Annotated in this window: 20 protein-coding genes; all 20 read left to right on the forward strand. The window is 43.8% G+C overall.

Going from position 1 to position 26338, the window contains the following annotated elements:
* The first annotated feature begins 746 nt into the window (after positions 1-746).
* The 20 genes from pcrA to arr all read left to right on the forward strand — a co-directional run bounded on the left by pcrA (position 747) and on the right by arr (position 26323).
* The gene (pcrA, locus tag DP73_RS20230; protein ID WP_034602107.1) at positions 747-3014 is read left to right on the forward strand and encodes a DNA helicase PcrA; all 2268 of its coding nucleotides are present in this window, start codon (positions 747-749) and stop codon (positions 3012-3014) included.
* A gap of 84 nt (positions 3015-3098) precedes the next feature.
* The gene (locus DP73_RS20235; RefSeq protein WP_034602108.1) at positions 3099-4031 is read left to right on the forward strand and encodes a manganese-dependent inorganic pyrophosphatase; all 933 of its coding nucleotides are present in this window, start codon (positions 3099-3101) and stop codon (positions 4029-4031) included.
* Between the two features lie 356 nt (positions 4032-4387).
* The gene (gene ligA / locus DP73_RS20240; protein WP_034602110.1) at positions 4388-6370 is read left to right on the forward strand and encodes an NAD-dependent DNA ligase LigA; all 1983 of its coding nucleotides are present in this window, start codon (positions 4388-4390) and stop codon (positions 6368-6370) included.
* Between the two features lie 612 nt (positions 6371-6982).
* Positions 6983-7273 carry an Asp-tRNA(Asn)/Glu-tRNA(Gln) amidotransferase subunit GatC gene (gatC, locus tag DP73_RS20250; protein ID WP_034602112.1) on the forward strand — a complete coding sequence of 97 codons (291 nt, stop codon included), beginning with the start codon at positions 6983-6985 and terminating at the stop codon, positions 7271-7273.
* Positions 7274-7305: 32 nt separating this feature from the next.
* Positions 7306-8796 (forward strand): Asp-tRNA(Asn)/Glu-tRNA(Gln) amidotransferase subunit GatA, encoded by a 1491-nt coding sequence (gene gatA / locus DP73_RS20255; RefSeq protein ID WP_081963110.1) that lies wholly within the window; start codon positions 7306-7308, stop codon positions 8794-8796.
* The gene (gene gatB, locus DP73_RS20260; RefSeq protein WP_034602113.1) at positions 8783-10231 is read left to right on the forward strand and encodes an Asp-tRNA(Asn)/Glu-tRNA(Gln) amidotransferase subunit GatB; all 1449 of its coding nucleotides are present in this window, start codon (positions 8783-8785) and stop codon (positions 10229-10231) included. The genes gatA and gatB overlap by 14 nt, the downstream gene beginning before the upstream one ends.
* Positions 10232-10474: 243 nt before the next feature.
* Complete coding sequence (nifV, locus tag DP73_RS20265) at positions 10475-11605, forward strand: homocitrate synthase (protein WP_034602115.1); 1131 nt, start codon at positions 10475-10477, stop codon at positions 11603-11605.
* 617 nt (positions 11606-12222) lie between these two features.
* A complete protein-coding gene (locus DP73_RS20270; RefSeq protein ID WP_034602116.1) occupies positions 12223-13458 on the forward strand; it encodes a hypothetical protein in 1236 nt (411 codons plus the stop codon).
* Between the two features lie 207 nt (positions 13459-13665).
* Complete coding sequence (locus DP73_RS20275) at positions 13666-15399, forward strand: sigma-54-dependent Fis family transcriptional regulator (RefSeq protein WP_034602117.1); 1734 nt, start codon at positions 13666-13668, stop codon at positions 15397-15399.
* A 329-nt stretch (positions 15400-15728) separates the two neighbouring features.
* Complete coding sequence (locus tag DP73_RS20280) at positions 15729-16574, forward strand: 3-hydroxybutyryl-CoA dehydrogenase (RefSeq protein ID WP_034602119.1); 846 nt, start codon at positions 15729-15731, stop codon at positions 16572-16574.
* A gap of 26 nt (positions 16575-16600) precedes the next feature.
* On the forward strand, positions 16601-17383 hold the full coding sequence (locus tag DP73_RS20285; protein ID WP_034602120.1) for a short-chain-enoyl-CoA hydratase: 783 nt from the start codon (positions 16601-16603) through the stop codon (positions 17381-17383).
* Positions 17384-17494: 111 nt separating this feature from the next.
* Entirely contained in the window at positions 17495-18634 is a 1140-nt protein-coding gene (locus DP73_RS20290; protein ID WP_034602122.1) for an acyl-CoA dehydrogenase, read from the forward strand.
* Positions 18635-18783: 149 nt separating this feature from the next.
* Positions 18784-19962, forward strand: a complete 1179-nt coding sequence (locus DP73_RS20295) for an acetyl-CoA C-acetyltransferase (RefSeq protein WP_034602124.1) — start codon at positions 18784-18786, stop codon at positions 19960-19962.
* A 124-nt stretch (positions 19963-20086) separates the two neighbouring features.
* Positions 20087-21415 carry an acetyl-CoA hydrolase/transferase C-terminal domain-containing protein gene (locus DP73_RS20300; RefSeq protein ID WP_034602126.1) on the forward strand — a complete coding sequence of 443 codons (1329 nt, stop codon included), beginning with the start codon at positions 20087-20089 and terminating at the stop codon, positions 21413-21415.
* 510 nt (positions 21416-21925) lie between these two features.
* Positions 21926-22633, forward strand: a complete 708-nt coding sequence (locus DP73_RS20305; RefSeq protein ID WP_034602127.1) for a CPBP family intramembrane glutamic endopeptidase — start codon at positions 21926-21928, stop codon at positions 22631-22633.
* Positions 22634-22849: 216 nt separating this feature from the next.
* The gene (rlmD, locus tag DP73_RS20310) at positions 22850-24217 is read left to right on the forward strand and encodes a 23S rRNA (uracil(1939)-C(5))-methyltransferase RlmD (protein ID WP_034602129.1); all 1368 of its coding nucleotides are present in this window, start codon (positions 22850-22852) and stop codon (positions 24215-24217) included.
* A 38-nt stretch (positions 24218-24255) separates the two neighbouring features.
* Positions 24256-24642, forward strand: coding sequence for a hypothetical protein (locus tag DP73_RS20315; protein WP_034602132.1), 387 nt, complete (start codon positions 24256-24258; stop codon positions 24640-24642).
* Between the two features lie 114 nt (positions 24643-24756).
* The gene (locus DP73_RS20320) at positions 24757-25176 is read left to right on the forward strand and encodes a DUF1801 domain-containing protein (protein WP_034602133.1); all 420 of its coding nucleotides are present in this window, start codon (positions 24757-24759) and stop codon (positions 25174-25176) included.
* Positions 25173-25523 (forward strand): DUF2200 domain-containing protein, encoded by a 351-nt coding sequence (locus tag DP73_RS20325; RefSeq protein WP_034602136.1) that lies wholly within the window; start codon positions 25173-25175, stop codon positions 25521-25523. Before DP73_RS20320 ends, DP73_RS20325 begins: the two co-directional genes overlap by 4 nt.
* Positions 25524-25573: 50 nt before the next feature.
* Positions 25574-26323, forward strand: a complete 750-nt coding sequence (gene arr / locus DP73_RS20330) for an NAD(+)--rifampin ADP-ribosyltransferase (protein ID WP_034602137.1) — start codon at positions 25574-25576, stop codon at positions 26321-26323.
* Positions 26324-26338: the final 15 nt, after the last annotated feature.

Genomic DNA, 26338 nt, shown 5'->3' on the forward strand with positions numbered 1-26338 from the left:
CCGAAAAACGAATGCGCATTCGTTTTTCGGACAACCCTGATTTGTAAGAGCCGGATTATATCTATTGTTATTGGATCAACCTCTCTTGAGGAGCAGGTAGTGGAAGGGGTTCGGCAGGTCAAGAATGCTGTGGGGACAGCTAAACTCGGTTAGCGAAAAGGGTGATGATTAAAAATTGCCGGTTATGAGGGATGGTTAATCTAGATGAGTCATCCAAAATAGCCAAATTTTTAAACCGAAGACGGTGAGCAGGTTCAATACAGCTCGGAGGGAAGGGAAAGCTGTTCTATAACCGCTTAGGACACTGTGACTTTGTCAGCAGTTGAAGACATAGAATCCGTATTAAAAATTGCAAAGATGAATAAGAAGCGGCAGCTTGGCAAAATTTACGAGGTTAATGGAAAAGACTCTCCATTAACCTTATTTATGTTGATATGTTATAATTTTAGAGGTGCTTAAGCCCTTTGCTCCTATTAACCTATTTTCTTGGCTGGCTTTATGGGCTTTTGCGGATATTTCAGCACCTATTTAGAGGATGGGGATAATTTTTTGGAGCCGTCGGGCCTAATATGGGGGATGATCGTTTGTAATTTCAAGGAAATCAGCTTCAATTTTAATTCGTTTCTGGGGTTTCTCAACTTTTGCTATAGCAAATAATTATTGTGATATCTCAAATTGAACATGACTGTTAGTAAAACAGGCAATACAGTATGTTATAATAAGTACAAGAAGTGAGGTGAAGTGGTCTGTACCGTTTAGATGATTTAAACCCAGTACAGCGGGAGGCTGCTGAGCATAGAGAAGGGCCGCTTCTAATTCTAGCGGGGGCTGGTTCGGGAAAAACCCGCGTGCTTACCTATAGAATTGCCCATTTGATTGCTCAAGGGGTAGAACCAGGTGAGATCTTAGCCATTACCTTTACGAATAAAGCTGCCAAAGAGATGCGGGAACGAGTGAGCACTTTGCTGGGCAGTGAAGGCTATGGACTTTGGGTCACCACATTCCACTCGGCATGTGTTCGTATTCTTAGACGTGAGATTGATAATTTGCCGGGGTATAACCGGAATTTTGTCATCTATGATACAGGGGATCAGCAATCCGTAATTAAAGCTTGCTTAAAAGAGCATGATTATGATGAAAAGAAATTCCCGGTACGCAGTGTGGCTGCAGTGATTAGTGATGCCAAGAACAAGCTTCAGGATCCGGAAGAGTTTTCCTATAAGGCAGCCAGTTATTTTGAACAAAAAGTTGTAGATATTTATCGTTCTTATCAGAAACGACTTAAGAGTAATAATGCTCTTGATTTTGATGATATTATCATGCTCACAGTACAGCTCTTTCAGCAGAGCGATCAGGTCTTTCGGTATTATCAAGATAAATTCCGCTATATCATGGTGGACGAGTATCAAGACACCAACCATGCTCAGTATATGCTGATAAAGCTCTTAGCCAGTGAGTACCGCAATCTCTGTGTGGTAGGGGATGATGATCAATCCGTCTATGGATGGAGAGGTGCGGATATCCAAAATATCCTGGACTTTGAGCGGGATTATCCGGAAGCGAAAGTTATCAAACTTGAACAAAATTATCGCTCCACCCAGAACATCCTTAATGCAGCTAATGCAGTGGTGCAAAATAATGAATCCCGCAAAGAAAAATCCCTTTGGACGGAAAACACAGAGGGGCAAGCAGTAGTGTGTTATGTAGGGTCTGATGAGCGGGATGAGGCCAGCTACGTGGTGAACCGCATTCAACGGATGCACGAGTTAGAGGGCCGTCCCTACAATGATTTTGCCATTCTTTATCGAACCAATGCTCAATCTCGGGCCTTGGAAGACCTTTTAATGAAGGCCGCTACCCCTTATCGAGTTTTTTCGGGGTTAAAGTTCTATCAGCGCATGGAGATCAAGGATATCCTAGCCTATTTGCGAGTCCTGTATAATCCGGCAGATCAGGTGAGCTTTTCCCGGGTATTGAATGTGCCTAAACGCGGCCTGGGAGACACCACTTTGCAAAAGATTTTAGAATACGCCAACGAGCAAGAAATGCCTGTCTTAGATGCAATATTAGAGGCTGAATATATTCCTGAGTTAACGGCACGAGCCAAGAAACCCTTAATCGCTTTTGCCCACTTAATGCAGAACCTTGTCAGCTTTGCCCGTGAGGCAAGTGTCTCGGATCTGGTAGAAGAAATTCTGAACAAGACCGGTTATAAGGGGATACTAGAGGCAGAAAACACTCCGGAAGCCGAGACACGCCTGCAGAACCTTATGGAGTTTCTTTCCGTTACTTCAGAGTATGATGCTAAAGCAGCTCAAGCTGCCCAAAATGACTTGAATGATGGAATTGAGCAAGAGAATATCCCTCCTTTGAGCGGGTTCTTAGAAGAGGTTTCTTTAGTAGCAGATATCGATGAATTGGATCAAGCTGAAGAAGCCGTGGCTCTGATGACAATGCATAGTGCTAAAGGGTTAGAATTCCCGGTGGTTTTTGTGGTTGGGATGGAAGATGGGATTTTTCCCAGCAGTCGTTCACTGATGGAACCCACTGTCTTAGAGGAAGAACGCCGCCTTTGTTATGTCGCCATCACCCGAGCGAGGGAAAAACTTTACCTGTGTAATACAGAAATGCGGATGCTTTATGGCAAGACGCAGTATAATCAGCCTTCTCGCTTTTTGATGGAGATACCGTCGGATTTAATGACGGATATAGACCCACTTGATCCGCCAAAACGTCGTCTGACAACTCCCGCCAAATCAGCAGATCGACGGGAGAGAATGTTGGATCGCAAGATCCCATTGGGATCAGGGTCGTGGGAAAAGGATTTTGGGAGTAAGCTGGTCATTGAAGGGGGTGAGGCGCATCATATAGGAGATAAAGTGGAACACGCGAAGTTTGGTCGAGGAATTATTGTCTCCATTAAAGGAGAAGGAAATCAGGCAGAACTTACAATTGTTTTTGACAGTGGAATTAAGAAATTAATAGCTGAGTATGCGAATTTAACAAGACTGTAAAATTTCTTGTAAAGCATCAGCTAGTTTTCTATATCCACAGTGCAGTTCAAAAAAATTTAAGAGAAGAAAGGTTTAGGTGTAATTATGTCGGATAAGATTTTTATTGTTGGACACAAAAGCCCAGATACTGATTCAGTTTGCTCTGCAATTGCTTTAGCTCGTTTAAAAGAGCTCACAGGGACTGCCGATGTTGTTCCTTGCTCAGCTGGAAAACTCAATAAAGAGACTGAGTATGTTCTCAACTTCTATGGTGTTGCTGTTCCTCAAGTATTAGAGTCCGTTGAAGCAGGTCAAAAATTAGTTCTCGTTGACCACAACGAGTGGGGCCAAGCAGTCGCTGGCGCTGACCAAGCTAAACTTATCGAAGTTGTTGACCATCACAAAATCGGTGGTCTGCAAACTGCAGATCCTATCCATATTCGTATCGAGCCCGTTGGATCCACATGTTCCATCGTAGCAAAAGCTTATAAAGAGCTAGGCATAGTTCCAGAAAAACCAATCGCTGGAATCTTACTCGCAGCTATTCTCTCTGACACTGTAATCTTCAAATCCCCTACCTGCACAGAGGAAGACAAAGCAATCGCTGCTGAATTAGCTGCTATCGCTGGAGTTGATCCTAAGACCTTTGGTATTGATATGTTCAAAGCTTCCTCCAACATTGCAGAGCGAACCCCACAAAGCATGATTGAGGAAGACCTCAAAGCTTTCACCATGGGACCTCACAAAATCGGTGTTGGACAAGTCAGCTTAATGGGTATGGACGGCTTCGAAGATGTTCGTGCTAACCTAACAGCTGCTATTGAAGCACATCGTGTAGCTAATGATATGAAATATCTTTGCTTAATGGTTACAGATATTTTAACTGACTACACAGAGCTGATTGTTAAAGGCGACAACCCTGAAGAAGTGGCTAAAGCCTTCGGCAAAGAGATTGTCAATGGAAGCGTTCCTCTACCGGGCGTTCTTTCCCGTAAGAAGCAAGTTGTACCACAAATGACCACATATTTCCAAGGCTAATCAGATACCTAAGCTTGCTTTGGATTAATTAAGAAAAAAGGGATTGTAACTTTAAGAATGAAGTTGCAATCCCTTTTTAATGCCATTTTATACTAACATTAACAACCGATTGAGATTATTTCTGTACGCCGGATGCCAGTCCGGCAGGAGTAGGAGTAAGAGCAGGAGTAGGAGCAGGATGTCGAGGGCAGGATGTTAGGAGATTAGGAGATTAGGACTTGTTCGAAATATTCCTCTATATGTAATATAATGTTACCTATAGTATAATAGTAGGCTGGTATCAAAAACTGGCGACTTTGAAAGAATTACTGTAGGGATTATATTAGTATAGTTTAGGTTGGAAGTGAGGGATTTCAGTGCAGGATGATCTTGAGCGCCTGGCGGCGCTGCGCACAGATCTTAATGAAGCGAATAAACAATATTATGAGCTGGATCAGCCCAGCATCACAGATGCGGAATACGATGCTCTGATGCGGGAACTTTTAGAGTTGGAAGCTAAGCATCCTGAGTGGGTTACACCGGATTCCCCTACACAGCGGGTTGGGGGAGCAGTAGCCAAAGAGTATACAAAAGTCCGGCATTTGGAACCTCTCCTTAGTTTAGATAATGCCTTTGATCCGGGAGATTTGCGGGAATTTGATCGAAGGGTCAGACAGGTTTCTCCTGCAGTAGAATATGTGGTGGAGCTAAAAATTGACGGGTTGACGGTAGCTCTGACCTATGAGGACGGATTGATGGTGCGGGGAGCCACTCGGGGGGACGGATCTGTAGGAGAAGAAATCACGGCCAATGTCAAAACTGTGGGCTCAATTCCCCTGCGTTTAAACAAGACGGTACCCAAGCTAAGTGTCCGGGGAGAAGGATACATGCCTAAAGCCTCTTTTGCCCGGCTGAATCAAGAACGTGAGGAAGAAGGGCAATCCACCTTTGCTAATCCTCGCAATGCGGCAGCCGGTTCGTTACGGCAGCTGAATTCTCGAATCACTGCTGAGCGCAAGCTGGAATACTTCGCCTATCAGGTTTTATCTGCCAGGGAATTGGGATTACATAACCAAATTGACGTTCTTTCCTATTTAAAAGAGCAAGGTTTTATGGTTAACCCGGAATACAAAGTGTTTAATGACATCGAAGAGGTCATAGCCTATTGCGAAGAGATGGCAGCAAAGCGCCATGGATTTCCCTATGATATTGACGGCTTGGTTATAAAAGTGAATGAATTTGACCTCCAGCAGGAGCTGGGCTTTACGGCTAAAAGTCCCCGCTGGGCTATTTCTTATAAATTTCCGGCGGAGCAAGTGGAAACCATCGTTGAAGATATTGTCCTTCGAGTAGGACGGACAGGCGTTTTAACTCCCACGGCGGTCTTGCAGCCGGTCTTAGTAGCCGGCTCCACAGTTAGCCGGGCCACCCTTCATAATCTGGACAATATTCGGGAAAAGGATATTCGAATCGGAGACCATGTGCTCTTACATAAAGCGGGGGATGTGATACCCGAGGTCATCAGAGCTCTTCCGGAAAAACGCAACGGTGAAGAAAGGCTCTTTGAAATGCCGGATCTCTGTCCCGAATGCCAAAGCCCCGTTTCCCGAGAGGAAGGGGAGGCAGCCTATCGCTGTCAAAATATCAGCTGTCCTGCTCAACAACGGGAGGGGATTATCCATTTCGTCTCTCGAGATGCTATGGGAATTGACGGTTTAGGGCCGGCAGTTGTTCAACAACTTCTGGATGCGGGCCTGATCAAAGATGCCGCAGATCTCTATGCCTTAACCTTCGAGGATCTGACTCCTTTAGAACGGATGGGGAAAAAATCTGCCGAAAACCTATTGAAGGCTATTGCCGACAGCAAAGAACGTGGCTTAGCCCCCTTGATTTTTGCTCTAGGCATTCGCCATACAGGCGTAAAAGCTGGCAAGATCCTGGCTCAAACCTTTGGTTCCATGGAAAAACTGCAGATGGCCACCTTTGAGGAACTGCAGGCCATCCCGGATATCGGCCCGGGGATGGCGGAAAGTCTGGTAGAGTTTTTTGGCTTAGAAAGCACTGAGCGGTTTCTGGAGAAAATGCGTGCTGCCGGAGTGAACATGACCGCCGGAACCTCGACGAAACCCCAGCTATTTGCAGGTAAAAGTATCGTCGTTACGGGTTCCTTAGAGCGCTGGGAGCGGCGGGAGATAGAGACCCTCATCGAAGAGTATGGCGGAAAAGCAGCGAGCAGTGTCAGCAAAAAGACAGCCTTCGTCATTGCCGGAGAGAAGGCCGGATCAAAGCTTGTAAAAGCTCAAGGCCTGGGAGTCCCAATTTTAACTGAAGAGGAATTTGAAAGCATGTTAGAGTGTTAGAGGGACGGTCCTTTTAACACGTTTTTTTGGGGCAGGAACTATAACTCGTTTAAGTTGAGTGAAAAAAAGCAGGTCTTCCCAAATAATGTGGAAAACCTGCTTTGTTCTTATGATTTGTTTTCTGATTGCTGAGTTTGAATTTTAATTAACATGTCTAACTTCTCTAAAATCTCATTATCGGCTCTTTCTTTATGTTTAAAAAATCGCAGAGCACTTACCATTAAGTAAATTGTGAATATAAAAAAGAATAGGTAAAACAGCATAGGAAACATCACGCTTAACAAAACTGAGTAATCAAATTGTATAGGGTTGCCGCCCATTTAAAACACACCTCCCTAGGCAGAAGTATATCATAATTTTCCAGAGAGAGGGAATAAATTCCAGAGTTCTATGAATATAGCCAAAAGGTTAATAGACACCCCTAAAGAGTTCCGATCATGACAAAATCCCATATTTTTGCAGTTTTAATTTTTGAGAGTGTTAAGGGGACGGTCCTTTTAACACGCTAGATCGTGTTAAAAGGACCGTCCCCTTAACACTTCTTGCTCCCTTCCCTAATATTTGCTATGATAGAGGTTAAAGCAACAATCAAATCCAAGGAAGGTGAATAAGTTGTCAATTTCACGTGAAGACGTTGAATACGTGGCGGCATTGGCGCGCTTAGAGTTAACTGAGCAGGAAACCCAAGAGTATACCGAACAGCTTAACTCTATTTTGGGCTATGCGGCTATGTTGGAGAAATTAGATACAAGTGATGTGGTGCCTACAGCACACGCAGTTCCTTTGCATAATGTACTGCGCGAGGACCAGGTCAAATCTTCCATTAATCATGACAAAGCCCTTAAGAATGCCCCGGATGGGGAAGAGGGATTCTTTAGAGTTCCGAAAATCAGTTTGACTTAAGCGTATTTGACTTGGAAAGGAGACTGCGGAAGTTGGAATCAGTAACGATCGGGAAGTCAGTGAGTGAACTACATGAACTGCTTCTACATAAAGAGATAAGCTCCACGGAATTAACCAAAGCCTACATAGACCGCATCAAGTCTGTGGATCCTGCTTTGCAAGCGTATTTAACTGTTTTAGAAGACGAGGCTTTAGCTCAAGCAGCTGAGGTGGATGAAAAAATCTCTCAAGGACAAGCCCTAAAACCTTTAGAAGGCATTCCCATGGCCCTCAAAGACAATATGTGCACAGAAGGAATTCGCACCAGCTGTGCTTCAAAAATGCTAGAGAATTTTTATCCGCCCTACAACGCTACAGTGACAGAGCGTCTGCGGGCGGCGGGAACCATCCTTTTGGGCAAACTGAACATGGACGAGTTTGCCATGGGATCCTCCACAGAGAATTCCTATTTTGCTAAGACTCGCAATCCCTGGAATTTAGAGTGCGTCCCAGGGGGATCTTCGGGAGGATCTGCTGTAGCTGTAGCAGGGGATGAGGCTGCTTTTACTTTAGGCTCTGACACAGGGGGATCCATTCGCCAGCCGGCGGCTTTCTGTGGAGTGGTAGGGATGAAGCCCACCTATGGTGCGGTCTCCCGCTTAGGTTTAATTGCCTTTGCCTCCTCCCTGGACCAGATCGGGCCCTTCACCAAAACTGTTCGGGACAATGCTCTCGTGATGAACGCCATTGCCGGACATGACCCCTTAGATTCCACATCCGTACCTATCGAAGCTCCTGATTATACCAAGTTTCTGGTCAACGACATCAAAGGGCTGAAGATTGGGATTCCCCGGGAATACTTCGGCGCAGGGATTGATCCTGAAGTCGCCAAAGGGATTCAAGCCGGAATTCAAACTCTGATTGATTTAGGAGCGGAAGTAGCGGAGTGCTCTCTGCCCCACACGGAATACGCCATTCCTGCCTACTACCTGATTGCCACCGCTGAAGCCAGCTCCAACCTGGCCCGCTATGATGGTGTCCGTTATGGATATCGGGCAGATGCTGACGATGTCTTAGGAATGTTCAAAAAGACTCGGGCTGAAGGATTCGGCCAGGAAGTAAAACGCAGAATCATGCTGGGCACCTATGCTCTGAGTTCCGGCTATTATGATGCCTACTATCTCAAGGCCCAAAAGGTGAGAACCCTGATTAAACAGGATTTTGATAAAGCATTTGAGAAGTTTGACGTTTTACTTTCCCCTACCGCTCCCACATCTGCCTTTAAATTTGGGGAAAAGTCCGCAGACCCCTTGGCCATGTATTTATCGGATATTACCACCGTCCCCATCAACCTGGCAGGTATTCCGGCAATTTCCATACCTGCCGGCTTCGTCAATGGTCTGCCCATTGGCATGCAATTAATGGGCAAAGCCTTCGGTGAAGGGTCATTGTACCGTGTAGCTTATACTTTTGAGCAAAACACGAATTATCACACCTTAAAACCAAATCTCTCCCGGGAGGTGCTGACCGGTGGTAGTCGCTAATAAATATGAAATGGTTTGTGGACTGGAAGTTCACGTAGAACTCCAGACCAAGACAAAGATTTTTTGCGGGTGTACAACAGAGTTCGGTGGAGACCAAAACACTCATGTCTGCCCAGTCTGCTTAGGCATGCCCGGTGCTCTTCCCGTACTAAATCGTGAAGTAGTGGATTACGCCATCAAAGCTGGCTTAGCCTTAAATTGCGAAATCGCCGAATTCTCCAAGTTCGACAGAAAGAACTATTTTTATCCTGACTTGTCCAAGAACTACCAAACATCTCAGTTTGATTTACCCATTTGCGGTAAAGGCGGCTTAGAGATTGAAGTTGATGGCGAGAAAAAATGGATTGGGATTACTCGGGCCCATATGGAGGAAGATGCAGGTAAGCTCGTCCATAGCGGAGATACCATCACAACCTCTAATGCTTCCTCCGTTGACTATAACCGAGCGGGAGTACCCCTCTTGGAAATCGTATCCGAGCCGGATATGCGTTCAATCCCAGAAGTCCTGGCTTACTTAGAAAAATTAGTGCAAATCTTAGAGTATACGGAAGTCTCGGATTGTCGAATGGAACAAGGCTCCGTGCGCTTTGATATTAATGTTTCCTTGCGCCCCATTGGAGAGACAGCCTTCGGAACTCGCACGGAGACGAAGAACTTAAACTCTTTCAGCTCTGTACGGCGTTGTATGGAATATGAAATAGCCCGGCAAGCAAGAGTGTTAGATGCCGGTGAAAAAGTGGTGCAGGAGACAAGGACTTGGGATGAGGGCCAAGGAATTACCTTAGCCTTACGCTCCAAGGAAGAAGCCCATGATTACCGCTATTTCCCTGAACCTGATCTAACACCGCTGATTATTGATCGAGAATGGGTGGAACGAATTCGCCAAACCCTGCCTGAGCTTCCGGCAGAACGACGTGCCCGGCTGCAAGGCATAGGATTATCCGAGTACGATGCCGGGGTTATCACTCAATCCAGGGCCTTGTCGGACTTCTTTGATGCAGCTCTTAAGAGCTTTGGCGATGCTAAGACCTTGGCTAACTGGGTGATGGGAGATGTTATGCGTCTGCTGAATTCTAACCAGTGTCCAGTGGAGGACTCGCCCATTTCTCCCAAGCAGTTAGCGGAATTATTAGAGCTGATCGATAAAGGAACCATTAGTGGCAAAATTGCCAAGACAGTTCTTGAAGAAATGTATGCCACTGGTAAGGATGCTCAGGTGATCGTTAAGGAAAAAGGGCTTGCTCAAATCAGTGATGAAGGGGCCTTGCTGGGAATTATCGACGGCGTACTTGCCGCTAATCCTCAATCCGTGGAGGACTACCGGGCCGGCAAAGATCGAGCCATTGGCTTTTTAGTCGGACAGATCATGAAAGCCACCAAGGGTCAGGCCAATCCGGGTCTTGTCAATCGATTGCTGAAGGAAAAACTATCTTAATTTAAACTTAGAGGCTTTTCCGAAAGGAGAGCCTCTTTTTGATTGGATAGATAGATTGATTCATTAAGTCTGGGGAATACTGAAGTGTAAACTGACCTGTGAATAAATATACTGGGCGTTAAATAAGTATACAGTATAAAGAACCCAACATTCTTCAAACTCAAAGGAGATTGTGCTAGTATAAGGTATGTAGTTTTAAAACCTGTTATATATATTCCAGCTAATTAAGAGGGGTGAGTCTGAATGAGACATTTAACAATTGTAGACACTACATTGCGTGATGGAGAACAAACAGCTGGGGTTGTTTTTTCTAATCAAGAAAAGTTGCGAATCGCCCGGTTACTGGATGAACTTGGCGTTCATCAGATAGAAGCCGGAGTAGCGGTTATGGGCGGGGATGAAAAGAAAGCTATTAGTGAAATCGCCAAATTGGGCTTAAAAGCAAGCATTATGGGCTGGAATCGGGCGGTCATTTCTGATATAGAAGCATCATTGGCCTGTGGTGTGGATGCCGTAGCAATTTCTATCTCCACCTCTGACATTCATATTGAACATAAATTAATGACCACTCGGGAAGATGTTCTAGAGCGGATGGTTAAGGCAACCACCTTTGCCAAAAAAGAAGGAATGTATATTTCCGTCAATGCGGAAGATGCTTCACGGTCTGATATGGACTTTTTAGTTCAATTTGCTAAAGAAGCCAAAAATGCCGGTGCAGATCGCTTACGCTATTGCGATACTGTAGGGATTTTAGATCCCTTTGTTACCTTCGACAAAATTAAGACCTTAATTGAAAAAGCGGGCATTGATGTAGAAATGCATACACATGACGATTTCGGGATGGCCACTGCCAATGCCCTGGCCGGAGTAAAGGCCGGAGCAACACATGTAGGTGTAACGGTTAACGGTTTAGGAGAGCGGGCTGGAAATGCTGCCTTAGAAGAAGTGGTTATGGCATTGAAGCACCTATTAGATACGGATCTGAGCTTTGCCACAGAACGATTTGTCGAGGTTTCCGAATATGTCGCTCGTGCTTCAGGGCGGATGCTTCCACCTTGGAAATCTATTGTGGGAAGTAATATGTTTGCCCATGAGTCGGGCATTCATGCTGACGGTGCCCTCAAAAATCCTCGGACCTATGAAGCCTTCAGTCCGGAGGACGTGGGACTTGAACGTCAAATTGTTATCGGAAAACACTCGGGAACTGCATCAATTAAAGCTAAATTCCGCAATGAGTACGGCAAAGAGATTGCGGAAGAAGATGCTGCTGAGATGCTTAAAAGGGTAAGAGCTATAGCTGTGGATATGAAGAGATCCCTTTTCGACAAGGAATTAATGTACATTTACAGTGATATGCTGAAGCAAAGACAGTAATGTATCTAATATTGTAATCCGGATTTGAGAGGGGCCGTGTGAAAACTTGGCCCCTAAATTTAATATGGTTATTTCTATAACTAAAGCGATCTCTTTCCACTGTCGGGGTATGGTGGAAGGGATCGCTTTTGCTTACAAAAGCGAAAGTGGGATGTGAATCCAAGGCTTACAAGTGTTTTGGACAACCTCTTAATTTTGCAAGCAAAATTTCAAAAAACGAAAAAAGTTATGTTTCGACTTTTTAGAAAGATAAATATATTTTGCTTACTATTTGATACATGTCTCAATTCGTTGACATATGAACTTCAACAAGCGCTGTAAGTGATGTTAATGTTATGCGCCACTAAGTGTTTACCATAGTAAGCACTTAGTGGATTACTTTTTATGGAGATTAAATTCCGAGTGAAAAAGCGTAAACCCGTACCATCAGCACATTCCCCGTAGATTACTTAGGATTAACAGGCAATTGGCATACTAATTGCAAAACAATTCTGTACATTCAGAATATAAATGAGTATTCTGGGTGTTGACTTATAGGGAGGTGAAAGGGTGAAAGAATTATAGCAGAATACTTTGTTATTTTTATCAGTTGACCGGAATATTAAGGAGGAGTGTCAATGTCAGATCACGGTTCAAAATCTCGCTGGGGTCAACCTTTAACAGGTCTTATCGCAACTGCTTCATTTTTACTCATTGCCCTGATCACATGGTTTATATTTGCATCTCCACAGGGGATTTTCAAGAACTATGAACACCCAATTCTGGAATTTTTGGCATGGATGCTTTTAGTCGGCATTTGGCAACATATCATGTTCGGAGACTGGCCATTCGCGAAGCTTAAACCATTGACCCGGGGGATTGTAGAGATATGCGTCAACATTGCCGTGGTCTATGTAATTATTTATGGAATTTTTCAAGGCTTTCTTGGCAAACTCATCCTCCCCATTTGGAGCGTAGAGGCCTTAGTAGCAAGAGGCATTGAGATCGAGCACGCCAGAGAATATGTTGGCGGAGCCCTTACAATGTTTGTCTTAATAGGTTTTGTCACTTATGCATTTTGGTCAATCCTTTTTAAAAAGTGGCCTTGGGGGGGGAAACTGACTCAGCCAGCTCTTGGATTCGCGGAATGGAGCTTCACGTCGGTTGTTACACTCCTAGCCTATGGAGCCCTTATCTTCCCCTTTTATGTAAGTGTGGTTCTAAAACAACCGATTGCGGCAGCAGCACCTTGGTGGGGAGCCATTGACGGTGTTTCGCATTTGAATTATGTCATAGGGGTTTGGGAATGGATGGTTGTATATCTTTTTATGACAGCCAATATATGGTCAGGAAAACCATGGCACCTGGTTAAAAAACAACCTTGGAGCGGATTATTCGGTCTAATATCAATCATTATTCTGGCATTCCTTACCGTAAAACTAACGATTTTTGGAATGGATGCAGTCTGGGGAGCTGTAGATCCTAAGGCAACTGATGGAACCGCATCCTTGGCATGGCGTTATTACAATTCAGCTACACTCGCTGGCTTCACACTATTTCCGTTTTTAATCTGGAATCATTATTTCGACAATTGGCCACAAAAATGGGGAAGTGTTATCGGGTGGTTTGTACGTACGGGTATTGTTTTTGGTCTGGCTGCAATTCAGTTTATCATTTATTACTCAGTCTGTTTACCTTTATTAGGGTTGAAACCTGAATTTTCCAATCACGCTAATAAGCCTTTGGTATGGCTCTTCTGGGCAATTATCCCGCTGCTATTTAACGATTGGTTTATGTCAAAGGTTCCTTTCTATACTTCAGAAGCAGAGCAGGTTAATGTCAGCGGTTCGAAGAATACCTCCAGTTCCAGCTAATAATTGTTTGGTGTATTTCATGCCTTCCGGTGAGCGGTGCAAACGATGTTTTGCTATGAAGCTCACCGGAGGGCATGGCTCTCGATACCCAATAAAGTTAAGATGTGCTTCGGGTTGGCTATCTGATAACTGACTATTAATTCAAGCAGGATTTAGTTCATTTAGGTCGAATAGTTTGATTAATAGAAATTTCAGGAGGGCTAACCTATGTTGGAGGAGGGACAAATCTTTTCGATTACCCTTGAAGAGATATTGGATAATACAAATAATGCCATTATTGCTGTTGACCCTCAAGGTACTATTTTTTACGCCAATCGAGCTGTCTTCGATATCCTGAAAGTTCCTGAAAGCAATATTATCGGCGAATCAATAACTACTCACTTTCCGGAAACAGGCCTCTTGCGGGTTTTTGAAAATGGAATTGCCGAGTTAGGCCAACAATTAAAACTAAATGATACCATCCTTCTAAGCAATCGGACTCCAATTTATGTTCAGGGAGAATTGGTCGGTGCTGTAGCTGTGTTTCAGGACATAACAATTCTGCAAAATTTCTTGGATAATTTGGTGATCGAACACGAAAAAACCAAACAACTTCAACGAACCTTGGAGGTCGTGTTAAACACTGCCTATGACGGTCTGATTGTGGTGAACAAACAAGGAATTGTTACCATGACAAACCAGGCGTTTTCTAGCTTTTTTGATCAAGCACCTGAGGATATGATTGGAAAACCCATTACCGAGATTTATGATAATCCGAAATTTACAGATGTCCTAGTCACCGCCCAACCGGTACATGGATATATACATGATTTAAACGGACATGAAATCATTGCCAGCAGAGTTCCGATAGTTCAGGATGGTAAAATTGTCGGCGCTTTAGGTAAAGTGGTTTTTAAAGATGTCAACGAGTTATATGCTTTGACAAAAAAGGTAGATTCTCTGCGTTCGGAACTTGACTACTACAAAAAGACTGTGTCTCAGAAAAATTCCTCGGCCCTTGAGCTTTTAAAGGGTAAAAGCCCAATCATGAGTTCTTTGATCCAGACCTCTCTTCGCGTGGCAAAATCCGGTTCTACCGTGCTGCTGAGAGGAGAAAGCGGAACCGGGAAGGAATTATTTGCCATGTTACTTCATGCCCAAAGCTCCCGCAACGAGGGTCCCTTTATCAAGGTGAACTGTGCCGCAGTACCTGAGAATCTACTGGAATCTGAAATGTTTGGCTATGATGAAGGTGCATTTACAGGTGCGAGGAAAGGGGGGAAGATCGGGAAATTTGAACTGGCAGATGGAGGAACCTTGTTCCTGGATGAAATCGGAGACATGGAAATGAGCATGCAAGCTAAGCTGCTTCGAGTAATTCAAGAGCGTGAAGTAGAACGGTTAGGAAGCAACAAGTCTAGGAAAGTGGACGTTCGGCTGGTTGCCGCGACCAATCGCGATCTCGAAGGAATGATTCGCGATAAGCAATTTCGTGAGGACTTATATTATCGTTTGAATGTGGTAACCTTGACGATTCCACCATTACGGGAACGAATCGATGATATTGAAGATCTAATTAAAACATTTATCAAAAAGTTTAACTTGCAGTTTGCCCAATCAGTAACAGGAATTACAAATGAAGCTGTTGACGTTCTCAAAAAACATCGCTGGCCAGGTAATATCCGCGAACTTGAGAACATTATTGAGAGAGCTTTCAACATGGTTGATGGCACTGAAATCCAGCTCAAGCATCTGCCGAACTATTTGCAAATTTTAGCAAGTCATGATAAAAGACCTTATGTTGAAGGGTCACTTGACAATATTCTTAAGGAGGTGGAAAGAGACGCACTGATTATTGCGCTTGAAACTGCCAATGGAAATAAAGTTCAAGCAGCAAAATCATTGGGCTTGTCAAGGGCCGGCTTGTACAAGAAGCTAATTAAGCATCAATTACACAAGTAGATTTACCTGATAATGTGAATTTTTTCATCAATCAAGATGTCTACAATTTGGTAAGTGTATCCAATAGTAGACATAGGCCAATATTTAGTATTAATGGAGATCGCAGTGTTTATTGGAATTTATGTGTAAACAAAAGTGTACACCATGCAAAAGCGGATGATTTAAATCAAATGGACAAAAAAACTTGGGAATGACTGATATTAGCCAGTGAAAGAATTATCGGAAGATACGGAATATTCCTTGGCATAGCAATTGCATGATTATTCCGGAAGATTCCAAATCACCTATTAAAAAGTCTTGTAATAACAGAAACGAAGGAGGATTTAGTTGTGAAGACGATTATGGTAATTGGAGCTGGACAGATGGGTGGTGGAATCGCCCAAGTAGCTGCCCAAGCAGGATATTCAGTAATTCTGAATGACATCAAAGAAGAATTTGTGAATAGGGGTTTCGGTATTATTGAGAAAAATCTGAGCAGAAGTGTAGATAAGGGGAAACTTACAGCTGAAGACAAAGATCAGATTTTAGGTCTTATTACTAAATCCGTATCTCTGCAGGATGCCGCATCCGCTGACTTGGTCATTGAAGCTGCCGTGGAGAATATGGAGATTAAAGCTAAAATCTTTGCTCAGCTTGATGAGATATGTCCGGAACATACAATTCTTTCCACGAATACTTCATCACTGCCAATCACTGAGATTGCCGCTTTTACTAAACGCCCGGATAGAATTATCGGGATGCATTTTATGAATCCTGTGCCAGTTATGAAACTTGTAGAAGTTATTCGTGGCCTGGCTACCAGTGATGAAGTGTACAAAACCATCGAAGATCTCAGCATTAAGATGGGCAAAACTCCCGTAGAAGTCAATGATGCTCCTGGTTTTGTTGCTAATAGGGTCTTAATTCCCATGATTAATGAGGCTGTCTTTACACTTAACGAAGGAATTGCGTCAGTTGAAGCGATTGATAATGTTATGAAATTAGGAATGAATCATCCAATGGGACCATTAGCTTTAGGTGATTTAATAGGTCTGGATACTGTTCTGTCAATTATGGAAGTTCTTCATGAAGGACTAGGCGATAAATATCGCCCATGCCCATTACTTCGCAAATACGTAAAAGCGGGATGGCTTGGACGAAAATCCGGTCGTGGTTTCTATAAATACGAAGCTTAAAACCATGGAGTTAGGAGGGCAAAAGTATGGAGTACACTAATCTGTTACTGGAAAAGAACGGTGCAGTTGCAGTGCTGACCATCAATCGCCCAAAAGCATTAAACGCCTTAAATAGTGACACTTTAACAGAACTGTCCACCGCCCTCGATGAGCTGGGGGGAGATTCTAGTGTCAAAGCAGTGATTTTAACAGGCAGTGGGGAAAAAGCTTTTATCGCTGGGGCTGATATTTCTCAGATGAAAGATTTCAATTCTATGCAAGGACGGCGCTTTGCTCAACTGGGGCATGCGGTTTTTCGTAAAATTGAACTGATGCCACAACCTGTTATTGCGGCTATTAATGGCTTTGCTTTAGGTGGGGGATGCGAGTTAGCGATGGCTTGCGATATCCGGATTGCTGCTGAAAATGCTAAATTCGGTCAACCGGAAGTAACCTTGGGACTCACTGCAGGATTTGGAGGAACTCAACGCCTACCTCGTCTGGTTGGTGCAGGGTTAGCTAGTGAGTTACTATTTACCGGAGACATCATTGATGTTAATGAAGCCTATCGCATTGGGTTAGTTAATAAGGTTTATCCTTTAGACACCCTGTTGGAAGAGGCTATGAAGCTGGCTAAAAAAATCGCTTCTCGAGCACCCGTTGCAGTACAGCTAAGTAAGAGCGCGATCCAACGTGGTGTGAATATGGATTTAGATAGTGCTCAAGCTTATGAAGCAGAAGTCTTCGGATTGACCTTCAGTACCCAGGATCAAACCGAGGGATGCAGCGCCTTTCTAGAAAAGCGTAAGCCAGCCTTTGAAGGAAAATAAAACGATTGCCAATTATGCAATTGCCCTGAAAAAAGTTCCAAGTGTGGATTGCCGAAAGGCAAGTCTTGAAGGTGAGCAGGAAACTAGTCAAAAATGAGAGGATGATTTATAATGATTTTTGATTTAACTGAAGACCATCTCATGATGCGTAAAATGGTTCGTGACTTTGCGGAAAAGGAATGTGGTCCCGGAGCTGAAGAACGGGATGAAAAAGAAGAGTTTTCTGAAGATTTGTGGAAAAAAGCCGGCGAGCTTGGTCTCGCAGGAGTTACCTTTCCTGAAGAGTATGGCGGTGTTGGTGCCGACTACATCTCTTATGCAATCACCGTAGAAGAGCTGTCGCGTGTCGATGCTTCAGTTGGAGTAACTATATCTGCTCATGCAAGTCTTTGTGCGAATCCTATCAATATGTTTGGTAACGAAGCGCAAAAGAAAAAATATTTGACACCCTTGGCTACCGGTGAGAAGCTGGGAGCATTTGGTTTAACTGAGCCAATGGCTGGTTCTGATGCCTCAGGCACTCGCACAACCGCTGTTCGTGATGGAGATTTTTATATCCTTAACGGCAGCAAAATTTTTATAACCAATGCTTATTATGCAGATACCTACGTAGTTACTGCTCAAATGGATAAGAGCAAAGGTAATCGTGGGATTGCAGCCTTTATCGTCGAAAAGGGAATGCCTGGCTTCTCATTCGGTAAAAAAGAGAAAAAGATGGGGATTCGTTCATCGGCAACTTATGAATTAGTGTTTGAAGATGTCCGCGTTCCTGCAGAAAATCTCCTCGGACAAGAGGGTCAGGGCTTTAAAATTGCTATGCAAACCCTTGATTATGGTCGAATCGGAATCGCTTCCCAAGCCTTGGGAATTGCCCAAGGTGCCTATGAGCAAGCTATGAAATATACCAAAGAAAGAGTTCAGTTTGGCAAAGCCATTTCTGAGTTCCAAAATACACAATTCAAACTGGCTGACATGGCCACTCAAATCGAAGCTGCTCGTCTCCTTGTCTATCAAGCAGCCTACTTAGCTTCCCAACATAAACCCGTTAGCAAAGCTGCTGCTATGGCTAAGCTGTTTGCTTCCGAAACTGCAATGGCAGTTACTACAATGGGCGTTCAACTCCACGGAGGATATGGATATACACGTGAATATCCTGCAGAGCGTATGATGCGTGATGCAAAAATCACAGAAATTTATGAAGGTACCAGTGAAGTTCAACGCATGGTTATTGCGGCTAACATTCTTAAATAAGAAATTAATTTTCTTACTTCGGAGTGAGTAGACCTAAGAGAACAATCAACATTATTATTAGCGAAGCACCTTTTGGTCTTCGCTAATAATAATCATAAGAGAGTTTTTGAATTGCCATTCAGATATTTATCGTATAGGAGATGTTATATATGAGAGACGTAGTTATCGTCAGTGCTGTACGTACACCTGTAGGTTCCTTCAGCGGCGCTTTAGGGCAGATTCCCGCAACTGAGTTAGGAGCTATTGCTATTAAAGAAGCAATTACGAGAGCAGGAATTACTCCTGACCAAGTTGATGAAGTCATATTAGGTAATGTACTCCAAGGAGGTCAAGGACAAAACCCGGCTCGTCAAGCTGCTATTAAAGCAGGGGTTCCTCAGGAGGTTCCTTCCTGGACCCTGAACAAATTATGTGGCTCAGGACTAAAATCCGTGGTTAGTGCTGCACAAGCCATCATGGTTGGAGACGCAGATATTATTGTTGCAGGTGGAATGGAGAGCATGTCACTTGCCCCCTATGCGCTGCCCAAGGCTCGTACAGGATATAGAATGGGGAATGAGACCATTGTAGATACCATGATCCTTGATGGACTAACAGATGCTTTCCATAACATTCATATGGGAATAACAGCAGAAAATATTGCCACGCAGTTTGGTATTTCTCGGGAGGAACAAGATCAATATGCAGTGACCAGCCAAAATCGTGCTGAAGCTGCCATTAAGGCCGGAAAATTCCAAGAGGAAATTGTTCCCGTTTCAATCCCCCAACGTAAAGGAGATCCCATTGTTGTTTCCCAAGATGAGTTTCCCCGTTTTGGTGCGACTATAGAGGGAATGAATAAACTTCGCCCGGCATTTAAAAAGGACGGAACCGTAACAGCTGCTAATGCATCCGGAATTAACGATGGTGCAGGTGCTGTCGTTGTTATGGCCAAGGAGAAAGCCGAAGAACTTGGTTTAACTCCTTTAGCAACTATTAAATCATGGGCTTCTGCAGGGGTAGATCCCTTGATAATGGGAACCGGTCCGATCCCGGCAAGTCGTAAAGCGCTAGAGAAAGCCGGCTTGAAGATTGAAGATATCGACTTGGTTGAAGCCAATGAAGCCTTTGCTTCTCAAACCTTAAGCGTTGCTAAAGAACTTCAATTAGATCGAGAAAAAACTAACATAAATGGTGGTGCAATTGCCCTGGGCCATCCTATTGGTGCCTCCGGAACGAGGATTCTGGTAACCCTTCTTCATGAAATGAAGAGAAGCAATGCTCATCGCGGTTTAGCTACCTTGTGTATCGGTGGAGGTCAGGGAATCGCCTTAATTGTAGAACGCTAGTTTTATTGAAATTGTAATAGCTACATTTATACGTCCAGAAAGATTTGTACCTTATTTGTTGCCTTATTCGAAGTTAGTTTACAACTTAAAGAGAAACTAAGTGCAAGCAAAAGGGGGATGTACAATGTATAAGGAAGAGTATCGCAAAAAGTGCGTTTCAGCTGATGAAGCCGTTAAAGTAGTTCGTAGTGGAGATTGGGTTGAGTATGGGTTTGCGGCAAGTATGGCCAGTGTATTGGGTGAAGCTTTAGCTCGTCGTAAAGAGGAACTCCGCGAAGTGAATTTGCGGGGCGGAGTAATCATGGGCCCCTTGGCAATGATTGACTGTGATCCCAGTGGTGAACATTTCATCTGGAATAGCTGGCATTTTGGAGGACGAGAGCGAAAATTAGGTCAGGCAGGCTTAGCCTACTACATTCCGATTAAATATTCTGAGGTTCCACGTTACATTCGTGAGAACTTGCAAACAGATGTTGTCATAGTTCAGGTTGCTCCCATGGATGATTATGGATATTTTAGCTTTGGGGTTACAGTATCTCACTATGCTGCGGCTATTGAAAAGGCTCGCAATGTTATTGTTGAAGTCAATGAAGATATGCCAAGGGTTCATGGAGGCTATGACCATACTGTTCATATTTCTAAGGTCGACTATATTGTCGAGGCAGGACACAGAGGTCTGCCGCAGCTGCCTTCAGCAGCCGCTTCAGAGTTGGATCAGAAAATCGCCTCTTATGTACTGCCGGAGATTAAGGATGGGGCATGTATTCAGTTAGGAATTGGCGGAATGCCCAATGCATTAGGACAAATGATAGCTGCTTCTGATCTTAAGGATCTCGGAATTCATACGGAAATGCTGGTGGACGGTTTTGTCGATATGGTAGAAGCAGGAAAAGTCACAGGAATGTGCAAAAAACTGGATCGAGGCAGAATTGTCTTTGCCTTTGCAGCAGGCACCCAGAAACTCTATGACTTTATGCAAAATAATCCATCGTTAGCAGCCTATCCTGTTGACTATACCAACCATCCCTTCATTGCCTCACAAAACGATCAGCTAATATCGATCAACAGTGCTTTGGAAATTGATTTAGCAGGTCAGGTTTGCTCGGAGTCTGCCGGTTCAAACATGATTACAGGTTCCGGGGGACAACTGGACTTTGTTGAAGCAGCGTATAATTCTAAAGGCGGTAAGAGCTTTATTTGCTTACCTTCCACCTATACGGATAAAAATGGGCAAGTTCAATCCCGTATTAAAGCAGTAATGACCTTAGGTTCATTAATCACAGACACCAGAACCACTGTTCATTACGTTGTTACAGAATATGGGAAGGTTAATCTCAAAGGACTGTCATCATGGCAGCGTGCTGAAGCCTTAATATCTATTGCTCATCCTGATTTCAGAGAGAGCTTAATCGCTGAGGCTCAAAAACTGCGGATTTGGCGCAAGCGGGCATAAGGGTTAGGTTAAAGATTTAGGCATTTATATAAACTTAGAGTAGTTTAATGACTGTTAACTTATAGTATTTAATAACTGTTAACTTAGAGTGTTTTAAATTACTCATAACTTCTAACTTCTAAATCTTAACTCTTAATACCAAATTTATAATTCCTTAAGGTAATTCATAACATTTTCGTTTCGGTCATATCATTTACCTATATCATTTATTAGAAGGGATTCCGAAAGGGCCCTTCTTTTTGTATTATTACTAATACAGACCATCACCTTGAAAGAAAATACCATTGTTCAATGCTAATAATAGTTCGTTTCTTTGTTTCAGTCATGAAAAATCTAAACTTGATTCAGCCTGACTGACATTATTTCCGCGAAAATTGTCCCTTTAATGCCATTAAATAAGATATATTGCCTAAGAAAGCCGATGTTTCTGTAGCAAGTGGACAAGACTTGTTCAAACAGTTAGAATTGAAAATGGTATAGAGATAATTTTGGTACTTAAGGATGAATGATATGTCAAAAAAAACTAAGCTTCAAATACCCCCTCGAAAACCAAAGTGGAATATTTGGCAAGGCTTGCTTCTAATAGCTATTATAACGATCATTGAATTTCCTTTGGGATGGTTGGAAAGTCCTCAGGATTTAGAGTCAGTACGTGGAATTCTTAATTTTGTAAAGGTAGGCTTAGGAGATTCACTGCTTTATTTCGGTGTAATTATAGTATTCCTTAGATTAATCCGCCGCCCGTTATCAGACCTAGGATTTGTTAAATCCTCGCGAAGGTTTATTGTTTTAGGCTTCATAACGGGAGTTGCCTTATTTATCGGAGTCGGTTTATTAGGTAATCTATTGACAAAAATATTTGGAACTCCAGCTCCCCAGAGCTTTGCCATAGCAGTCAAGGGTGCCAACTATACTTGGGAATTTATGTTGCTCACCTTTCTGGGGGGAGTTGTTGCTCCTATTAAAGAAGAGATGTTTTTTCGGGGGTTAATCTACCCGCCACTGCGCCAAATCTTTGGAAGAGGTAAAGGGATACTTTTGACAGGGCTCTTCTTTGCGGCACTGCATTTAGAAATAATTCGTTTCATCCCCTTATTTATCGGTGGTATTGTCTTGACTTGGTTGTACGAACGTTCCTCAAGCATTTGGCCGGCAATCGTTGCTCATGGGACATGGAATGTCCTTATGGCCCTTGCCCTTTGGATTCAACGATATTAGTATTGTACAGAACGTGAAACCGGGGAATCTAGATCTTCTGCTTCGGATGCTGTCTTCTTTACTGAGCAATCTAAGAGCCTTCTAAATTATAAGCATAGGGCATGAATTCAACCGGAGGAGGTGATTCATGCCCTATGGCTTTTCGAGGGGCATCAGTTGGACAGGACGGACCCCTTAGTTTAGAATAAACGGTAGTATGTTAGGGAGGAAATAAGCGTGAAATCAAAGTATCCGGTTAAAGAGAAAACTAGCGCTGTCAGCGATATTAATAGTGTAATTGATTTGGAAGGCCTCCGCCTTTCTTCCGACGGGATGGCCGTGGGATATCATGAGGGCAAAGCCACCTTCGTACCCGGCTTGCTGCCTGGGGAAATTGGCCAGGTTCAGATTGTGGAAGAGAAGAAAAACTGGCAACGAGGAAAATTGCTTAAAATCCTGAAAGCCTCTGGAGACAGAGTCGATCCGCCATGTACTGTATTTTCTGTTTGCGGGGGCTGCCAGCTGCAGCACCTGAAGTATGAGCAGACCTTGGTCTGGAAGAAGCAGTGGGTGGCAGACGCTCTGTCCAGAATCGGCAAAATACAGCTGCATTCTGTAACGATCCATCCCACCATCGGGATGGACCATCCCTGGCGCTACCGCAACAAAGCCAGGCTACACTGCGGGGAACGGGGTACCCTGGGCTATTATCAGGAAAAAAGTAAAGCGACGGTTCCCTTTGACGACTGCCTGCTAATCAGCGAAGAGATGAATCACTGGGTTCGGGAAGCAGAAGGGTTTCTGAGCGAAGAGGGTAAGAAATCCTTTCCCCAGTTGACCTCGATTACCTTCCGGGAAAATTCCCAGGGAGAAGGGATGCTGATTCTGGACTCCCTGCAGGATGCTCAGAGTTTGGGAGCATTGGCCGAGCTGGGCAAAGAAGACATAGGGTCAAGATCAATTGAGGGAACCGACTCAGGAATCAGCTCAGTCTGGGGGATCAACCATTCAGGAGGGCCGGAACGAATCGTCGGCGAAAGGGATTTCACCGAGAATGTGCTGGGAGCGGAATTCAAGATCTCCCCTCTGGCCTTCCTGCAAGTCAACCCGACTCAGACTTATAAACTTTATAATACAGTGCTGAATTGGGCGGAGCTTTCCCCAGAAAAAGTGGTTTGGGATCTTTACTGTGGAATCGGGACTATCACTCTAGCCCTGGCTGCCAAAGCTAAAAAGGTCTGGGGAATCGAAGAAAATCCTTACGCCGTAGAAGACGCCAGGGAGAATGCTAATCTCAACGGAATTGATAATGTAGAATTTATCCCCGGCAAAGTGGAAGATACCTTCCGTCAGATCACCGACCATCCGGATATCGTAGTCCTCGACCCACCCCGGGCCGGAGCTCATAAGAGAGTTCTGGATCGATTGCTGGAATTGAAGCCGGATCAGATCATCTATGTCTCTTGTGATCCAGGGACCTTGGCTCGGGATCTGGGGATACTGCAGAGCGGGGGATATCGGGTGGTTGAGGTGCAACCGGTGGATATGTTTCCGTGGTCGGTGCACGTTGAGACAGTGGTAAGGTTACATCGGAAACACATTTAAGGTTTTGCAGAGAACTGAATTATTTTGGAGGAATTCTAATGATAATAGCGTACCTAGCTGCGATTTCATCCCAATATGAAGGGGAAGATATAGAAGTCCAATACTGTATATATGAAGATCAGGAACTCCTGCACAAGGAATGTATCCTGATGGAATACAAAAAGTCGGCGATTGTGCCACAAGTAGCATTGATAACGCTCTTAAAGAAATTAGAAAAACATAATGGTAAAGAGATAGTCATCATGGTTAATGATCCGGCTCTGTATGAGATTGTTAGAGGAACATCAACAACGAAAAATAGGGATGTTCTAGAAATGGCTAGGGAGACGAGAGAAGAATTGAATAAGTTCGGAGGTTTTATTATAAAGGATGTTAGTCGCGATCATCTTGAATTGGCGAAATGGAAGGAAGTATTACAGCGTTAGTAATAGGTATTCACCATTTTGGCATTATTACTTGTCGCTTTGTTATTGGTGAGTCACCGATGGGTGCGTATCAAATAGGTTATCAGCGACACAATAATAAGGAGCGTGGTTGGAATGTGGAAATGCCCGAAATGTGGTCGTGAGTTCAAAAACACAGAACAAGACCACTTTTGCGTGAAGCCGAACAGCATTGACGAATATATCGCTGCACAACCGGAAGATGTGCGACCTCTGTTGCAAAGCATCAGAGAAACCATCCGCGCCGCTGCGCCGGAAGCCACAGAGAAAATCTCGTGGCAGATGCCGACGTTCTGGCAGGGTGAGAACCTCATCCATTTCGCGGCGTTCAAAAAACACATCGGGCTGTACCCCGGCGGCGAAGCTACGTCTGAATTTGCGGGGCGGCTCGCTGGATATAAGACCAGTAAAGGAACGATTCAGCTACCGCTTGGCAAACCGATAGATTATGAACTCATCACCGATATCGTGCGGTGGAGAGTAAATCAGAAAGCGAAAGGGAGCGACACATTATGACAAACGAGCGCGTGTATAAGATGGCATTTTCGAAAGTCTACCCGCTACTTGTCAAAAAGGTGGAGCGCAAAGGGCGCACCAAATCCGAGGTTGATGCTGTGATTTGTTGGCTGACGGGGTATGACGCTTCTGGCGTGCAAGCGCAAATTGTGAAGAATATCGATTATGAAACCTTCTTTAGCGAAGCCCCGCAGATAAATCCGAACGCCGCCAAAATTTCAGGTGTGATTTGCGGACATCGTGTCGAGGAAATTGAAGACCCGTTAATGCAGAAAATTAGGTGGCTTGACAAGCTGGTGGACGAATTGGCAAAAGGTAAGCCAATCGAGAAGGTTTTGAGGAGTTAAATTTCTGAGTTACTCATAATAACAATCAATTAATTTGGAGGTCAGATTAGATGAGTATAAAATTTGATCCAAATAACGTCGTTATTAAACTCTGTATGAGTGGGATGAACTTGGAAGGTAGTGGAAACATTGAGGATGCAACCACGATGTTTCATAAAGCATGGCACGAATCAACAGACGACTATGAAAGATTTATTGCAGCTTATCATTTAGCTCGTCAACAAAAGAGTATTATAGACAAATTGAAATGGATGGAAACATCTTTACAGTGTGCACTAAATATAAATGATGATAATGTTAAGAGTGCATACCCAACGCTATATTTAAACATTGCCAAATGTTATGAGGAGTTGTGTGATTCAGATAATGCAAAAAGAAATTATGAATTGTCAAATTCATATAAGGGTGCGGCTTCTGATGAAGGACCATTTTATCATGGGACAAAGGCAGATTTGCGGGTTGGTGATTTACTGACAGCGGGTGGAAATTCAAATTACAAACCTGAGCTTAAAATGAACCACATTTATTTCACTGCCAATGCCAATGGCGCAGGACTTGCAGCAGCATTAGCAAAAGGAGAAGGAAGAGAACGCGTTTATATAATAGAACCAACAGGTGAATTTGAAAACGACCCAAATGTTACTGACAAAAAACTCCCAGGTAACTTAACTCGTTCTTATCGCTCACAAGAACCTTTAAGAATTATTGGTGAAGAAACAGAATGGGCGGAACTGACAACTAAGGAGCGACATGAATGGCGCGAAAAATTAGCCAAAAACAAGGGCGAAATTATTAACTGAACATGAATGGACGGG

The organism is Desulfosporosinus sp. HMP52 (assembly GCF_000765145.1).
Classification (GTDB): Bacteria; Bacillota; Desulfitobacteriia; order Desulfitobacteriales; family Desulfitobacteriaceae; genus Desulfosporosinus.

What these genes read in the sequence shown, in the direction of transcription:
- DP73_RS20235 (WP_034602108.1), top strand. Translation starts at nt 3,099, where the DNA reads ATGTCGGATAAGATTTTTATTGTTGGACACAAAAGCCCAGATACTGAT.
- nifV (WP_034602115.1), top strand. Translation starts at nt 10,475, where the DNA reads ATGAGACATTTAACAATTGTAGACACTACATTGCGTGATGGAGAACAA.
- DP73_RS20270 (WP_034602116.1), top strand. Translation starts at nt 12,223, where the DNA reads ATGTCAGATCACGGTTCAAAATCTCGCTGGGGTCAACCTTTAACAGGT.
- DP73_RS20275 (WP_034602117.1), top strand. Translation starts at nt 13,666, where the DNA reads ATGTTGGAGGAGGGACAAATCTTTTCGATTACCCTTGAAGAGATATTG.
- DP73_RS20285 (WP_034602120.1), top strand. Translation starts at nt 16,601, where the DNA reads ATGGAGTACACTAATCTGTTACTGGAAAAGAACGGTGCAGTTGCAGTG.
- DP73_RS20290 (WP_034602122.1), top strand. Translation starts at nt 17,495, where the DNA reads ATGATTTTTGATTTAACTGAAGACCATCTCATGATGCGTAAAATGGTT.
- DP73_RS20295 (WP_034602124.1), top strand. Translation starts at nt 18,784, where the DNA reads ATGAGAGACGTAGTTATCGTCAGTGCTGTACGTACACCTGTAGGTTCC.
- DP73_RS20300 (WP_034602126.1), top strand. Translation starts at nt 20,087, where the DNA reads ATGTATAAGGAAGAGTATCGCAAAAAGTGCGTTTCAGCTGATGAAGCC.
- DP73_RS20305 (WP_034602127.1), top strand. Translation starts at nt 21,926, where the DNA reads ATGTCAAAAAAAACTAAGCTTCAAATACCCCCTCGAAAACCAAAGTGG.
- DP73_RS20315 (WP_034602132.1), top strand. Translation starts at nt 24,256, where the DNA reads ATGATAATAGCGTACCTAGCTGCGATTTCATCCCAATATGAAGGGGAA.
- DP73_RS20320 (WP_034602133.1), top strand. Translation starts at nt 24,757, where the DNA reads ATGTGGAAATGCCCGAAATGTGGTCGTGAGTTCAAAAACACAGAACAA.
- DP73_RS20325 (WP_034602136.1), top strand. Translation starts at nt 25,173, where the DNA reads ATGACAAACGAGCGCGTGTATAAGATGGCATTTTCGAAAGTCTACCCG.
- arr (WP_034602137.1), top strand. Translation starts at nt 25,574, where the DNA reads ATGAGTATAAAATTTGATCCAAATAACGTCGTTATTAAACTCTGTATG.